We start from the raw sequence: 4424 nt of genomic DNA on the forward strand, positions 1-4424 counted from the left end.
GGACACCTTCAGCACCATCTCGGAGACGTGGCTGAAGGGCCCGTGCCCGGTGTCGTGCAGCAGGGCCGTCACGCGCGTGGCGAGGCGCTCTTCCGGCGTGATCACGGCCGTCTTCGCGAGCTGGTCGAGGATGCGCCCGGTCAGGTGCATGACGCCGATGCTGTGCGCGAAGCGCGTGTGCTCCGCGCCCTGGTAGACCAGGTTGGTCAGCCCGAGCTGGCGGATGCGGCGCAGGCGCTGGAACTCGGGCGTCTGCACCAGCGCCCAGATCAGGCGATCGCCGGGATCGGCCGTGTCGAGGCTGACGATCCCGTGAATGGTGTCCCTGAGGAAGATCTCGCGGCCGGCCATGGGCGGACCTTAGGCGCGCACCCCCGGTGCGTCAATGGGGCCAGGGAGCCGACCCGCCCGGCAGTCCGGCGGACCCGCGCGGTCTCGCCGCCCGGCGCCCGCCAAGGGCCACATTCCAGCAAGCGTGACCTCTAAGTCTTTATATGGCCACAACTTGACCGAAGATCTGGAATCGGGGAGAATTGTCTGTCTGGCACAGGGCTTCGCCGCGGGCTGCCTCCGCAAGGCAGGCGGGGATCCGAAGCGCGGCGAGCGGCGCAGAGCCGACCGGGGCCGAAGTGCAGGCGGTCTTCAAGCGCTCCGAGAAGCAGAAGAGACGGACACCATGACGAACAGCAAGGACCTCGCCGCTCTCGAATTCCGCCCCGGCGTGCGCGAGGCCTACCCGGATGTCTATGGACCGGAAGCCCTGGCGGCTCTCGCCGCCCTCGCCGCGGCCGGGGTCGAGGCCGAACGGCGGCAGCTCATGGCCGAGCGCCTGGCCCGGCGCAGCGAGCGGGCGCGGCGGCGCGAGCCGATCGTCTTCCTGGACCCGGCCGCGGCGATTCCCGGCACGGCGCTGACCGTAGCCCAGGCCCGCGCCGGCGACTTCACCGGCGGCGAGATCCCCGCCGACCTCGCACGACAGTGGATTCAAGGCACGGGCCCCGGCGCCCGGCCGCGGTGATTCCCGGCACGGCGCTGACCGTAGCCCAGGCCCGCGCCGGCGACTTCACCGGCGGCGAGATCCCCGCCGACCTCGCACGACAGTGGATTCAAGGCACGGGCCCCGGCGCCCGGCCGCGCGCCACCGTGGAGCAGAGCATCCGCAGCGTGGCCTACGCCCTCCTCTCGGGCGCCGACGGCTGGATGTTCGACGGCGAGGATGCCCTCGGCCAGCTCGGCACCATGTCGCTGGACAACCAGCGCAATCTGCGCCTGGCCATCGCGCGCGACGCGCTCTTCCTGCGCAGCGCCGAGCGCGTGGCCGCCGAGATGAACGACTGGGCGCAGGGCTTCTTCGGCCACTCCATCATCGCCGACTGGAAGCGGCAACTCGACTTCACCACCGTGATCTTCCGCGCCCGCGGCCTGCACCTGGACGACCGCCACGTCCGCTGCGCCGACGGCAGCGGCTTCTCGGCTTCGATCGCCGATGCCGCGCTCTTCATCGCCGCCAACCACCGCCGCCTGCGTGCGGCCGGCGCCTCGCTGGTGCTCTACCTGCCCAAGATCCAGACGGCGGCCGAGGCTTCGCTCTGGCACCGCCTCCTCTCGGCGCTCGAGGCCGCACTCGGCCTGCCGGACGGCGCGATCCGCACCTACGTGCTCGTCGAGCAGCTCGAGGCTGCTTTCCAGCTGATGGAGATCCGGGCGGCGCTGGCGCCCCGCTTCGTCGGCTTCAACACGGGGCGCTGGGACTACATCAACAGCGTGGCCGATGCCCTGGCCTGGGACGAGCGCTTCGTCAATCCGAACATCGACGCCATCACGATGACCTACGGCTACATGGCCGCCTACGAAGACCGCGTGCGGCGGGCCGTGAACACGCCCGATCGCGCGGGCCGCTGCGCGCTCTGGCAGGGCGGGATGGAGCCGAACATCCCGGTCGGATCGGCGGCGGGCGTCGCGGCCGGCATGGCGCGGGCCGTGGCCGGCGCCAAGCGGGAGCAGGCAGCGGGGGCCAGCGGCAAGTGGGTCGCGCACTGGAAGATGGTCCACATCGTGCGGCCCGTCTGGGAGCGCGCGGGGGCGAACAACCAGCTCGGCCGCGCCTTCCCGCCTCTCGATTATGGCGCGGCAGGAGCGGCGGCGCTTACGCGCCTGGATCCCGCCGCGCGCACGGTGCGCGGCGCGCGCGACCTGATCAGCGTCGCCCTCCAGTACGCCAACGCTTTCGGGCGGGGCTTCCAGGCCGCCGCGCTCAAGCCCGCCGATTTCTTCGGCGACGAGGACGTGCTCTACCTCATGGAGGACATGGCCACCGGCGAGATCCGGGTGAGCATTCTCTGGGAGTGGCTGCACAAGGGCGCGGCGCTCGCCGCTGACGATGCAGCGGCCGGACTCGCCGCTGGCGATCCCTTCACGCCGGGGCTCTTCTTGCGCCTGCTCGAGGAGGAGTACGCCAAGCTGCTCGCCGCGGCCAATCGCGACGTGCACGACGACTCGAAGGCGAGCACCCTGCCCATCGCACGCGAGATCGTGCTGCGGGCGGTGACGGATCCCGTCAAGGCGCCCTGGTGCATCGACCTGCTCAATCTGAATCTCAACAACGAGGATCTCACCGAGGCCCGCGCGCGCATCGGTCGCTATCTCGACACTCTGCGCCGCGAGGGCGGCCGCCTCACGGCGGACCCCGCCTTCGTCGCCCTCACGAACACCTGACCCGAGGACCCGCCATGCCGGACTTCGACGCCCACATCACCGAGATCGCGGACTGGTTCGCCGCGCCGCGCTTCGCGGGCCTGACCCGGCTCTACACGGCCCGCGACGTCGCCGAGCAGCGCGGCAGCATCCCCGTCGACTACACCGTGGCTCGCCTGGCCGCCGAGGCCTTCTTCCCGCGCCTGCGCCAGCTCTTCGCCGAGCGCCGCGCGATCACCACCTTCGGCCCCTACTCGCCCGGTCAGGCGGTGACGATGAAGCGCCTCGGCATCGAGGCGCTCTATCTGGGCGGCTGGGCCACCTCCGCCAAGGGCGACGCGCAGGAGGATCCCGGCGCCGACCTCGCCAGCTACCCGCTGGGTCGCGTGGCCGACGAGGCGGCGCCGATCGTGCGCGCGCTGCTGGCGGCCGACAAGAACCAGCGCTTCGCGTGGGCGCGCCTCACCCCCGAGCAGCGCGCGGCGACGCCGCAGGTGGACTACCGGCCCTTCATCATCGCGGATGCCGACACGGGCCATGGCGGCGACGCCCATGTGCGCAATCTGATCCGCCGCTTCGTCGAGGCGGGCGTGCCGGGCTATCACATCGAAGACCAGAAGCCCGGCGTCAAGAAGTGCGGCCACCAGGGCGGCAAGGTCCTCTCTCCCACCGATGAGCAGATCAAGCGCCTCAGCGCGGCGCGGCTGCAACTGGACATCATGGGCGTGCCCGGCCTCATCGTGGCGCGCACGGACGCCGAGGCCGCCACCTTCCTCGACGGCCGCGGCGACGAGCGCGACCAACCCTTCATCCTCGGCGCCACGCGGCGGGACCTGCCCAGCTACAAGGCCGGCTACCTCGCCCTGCTCGCGCGCCTCGCCGCCCGGGGCCTCAGCGAAGTGCGCGGCCAGCTCCTCTTCGCGCTCTCCGCGCGCGAACTGGCCGCCGCCGATGCCTGGTTGGAGCGCGTCGGGCTGGCCGCCGTCATCGACACGGCCGCCCAGGACTATCGCGCCGGCAAGTTCGCCGGTCTGGACGGGCTGCTCGAGCAGCTCGACACGCGCTACGCCGAGGTCTGGCAGGTGCAGGCCGGGCTCAAGACCTTTGGGGAGGCCGTGGCCGAGTTGATCGCCTTCCGCGCCAGCGAGGGCGACGACTGCCCCTGGACCGTCGCCGAGTGGCTGGCCTTCGCGCGGCGAGCGTCGCATTACGAGGCCCGCGAGCGGGCCCGCGAGCTGGGCATCCGGATCATCTGGGACTGCGAGCTGCCCAAGACGCCCGAGGGCTACTACCAGATCCAGGCCGGCATCGAGTTCGCCATCGCGCGCTCGCTGGCGGCGGCGCCTTTCGCCGACCTGCTCTGGATGGAGACGAAGACCGCCGACCTCGCCGACGCGCGCCACTTCGCCGAGGCGATCCACGCCGACTTCCCCGACAAGCTGCTGGCCTACAACCTGTCGCCCAGCTTCAACTGGGACACGACGGGCATGAGCGACGAGGACATGCGCCGCTTCCCCGACGAGTTGGGTCGGCTCGGCTATGTGTTCAACTTCATCACCTACGGGGGGCACCAGATCGACGGCCTCGCCGCCGAGGAGTTCGCCGGCGCACTCCTGCAGGACGGCATGCTCGCCCTCGCCCGCCTCCAGCGCAAGCTGCGCCTGCTCGAGTCGCCCTACCGCACGCCGCAAACCCTGGTCGGCGGTCCGCGCCTGGACGGCGCGCTCATG

At 71.6% G+C, this 4424-nt stretch carries 4 protein-coding genes; 3 read left to right on the plus strand and 1 reads right to left on the minus strand.

Translation table 11 applies throughout. The features are described 5' to 3' along the window. Positions 1-351 (minus strand): HD domain-containing protein (locus FJ251_13825; GenBank protein MBM4118783.1); only part of this gene is annotated, 351 nt, incomplete at its 3' end. Positions 352-676: 325 nt separating this feature from the next. Between FJ251_13825 and FJ251_13830 the strand changes: the two genes are divergently transcribed. The 3 genes from FJ251_13830 to FJ251_13840 form a co-directional block, all read left to right on the plus strand. Then, a complete protein-coding gene (locus tag FJ251_13830; GenBank protein ID MBM4118784.1) occupies positions 677-1018 on the plus strand; it encodes a hypothetical protein in 342 nt (113 codons plus the stop codon). Continuing rightward, positions 979-2715, plus strand: coding sequence for a malate synthase (locus tag FJ251_13835; protein ID MBM4118785.1), 1737 nt, complete (start codon positions 979-981; stop codon positions 2713-2715). Before FJ251_13830 ends, FJ251_13835 begins: the two co-directional genes overlap by 40 nt. Positions 2716-2729: 14 nt before the next feature. Beyond that, positions 2730-4424: isocitrate lyase family protein (locus FJ251_13840; GenBank protein ID MBM4118786.1), on the plus strand; the 1695-nt coding region annotated here is incomplete at its 3' end.

The organism is bacterium, from assembly GCA_016873475.1.
Classification (GTDB): domain Bacteria; phylum Krumholzibacteriota; class Krumholzibacteriia; order JACNKJ01; family JACNKJ01; genus VGXI01.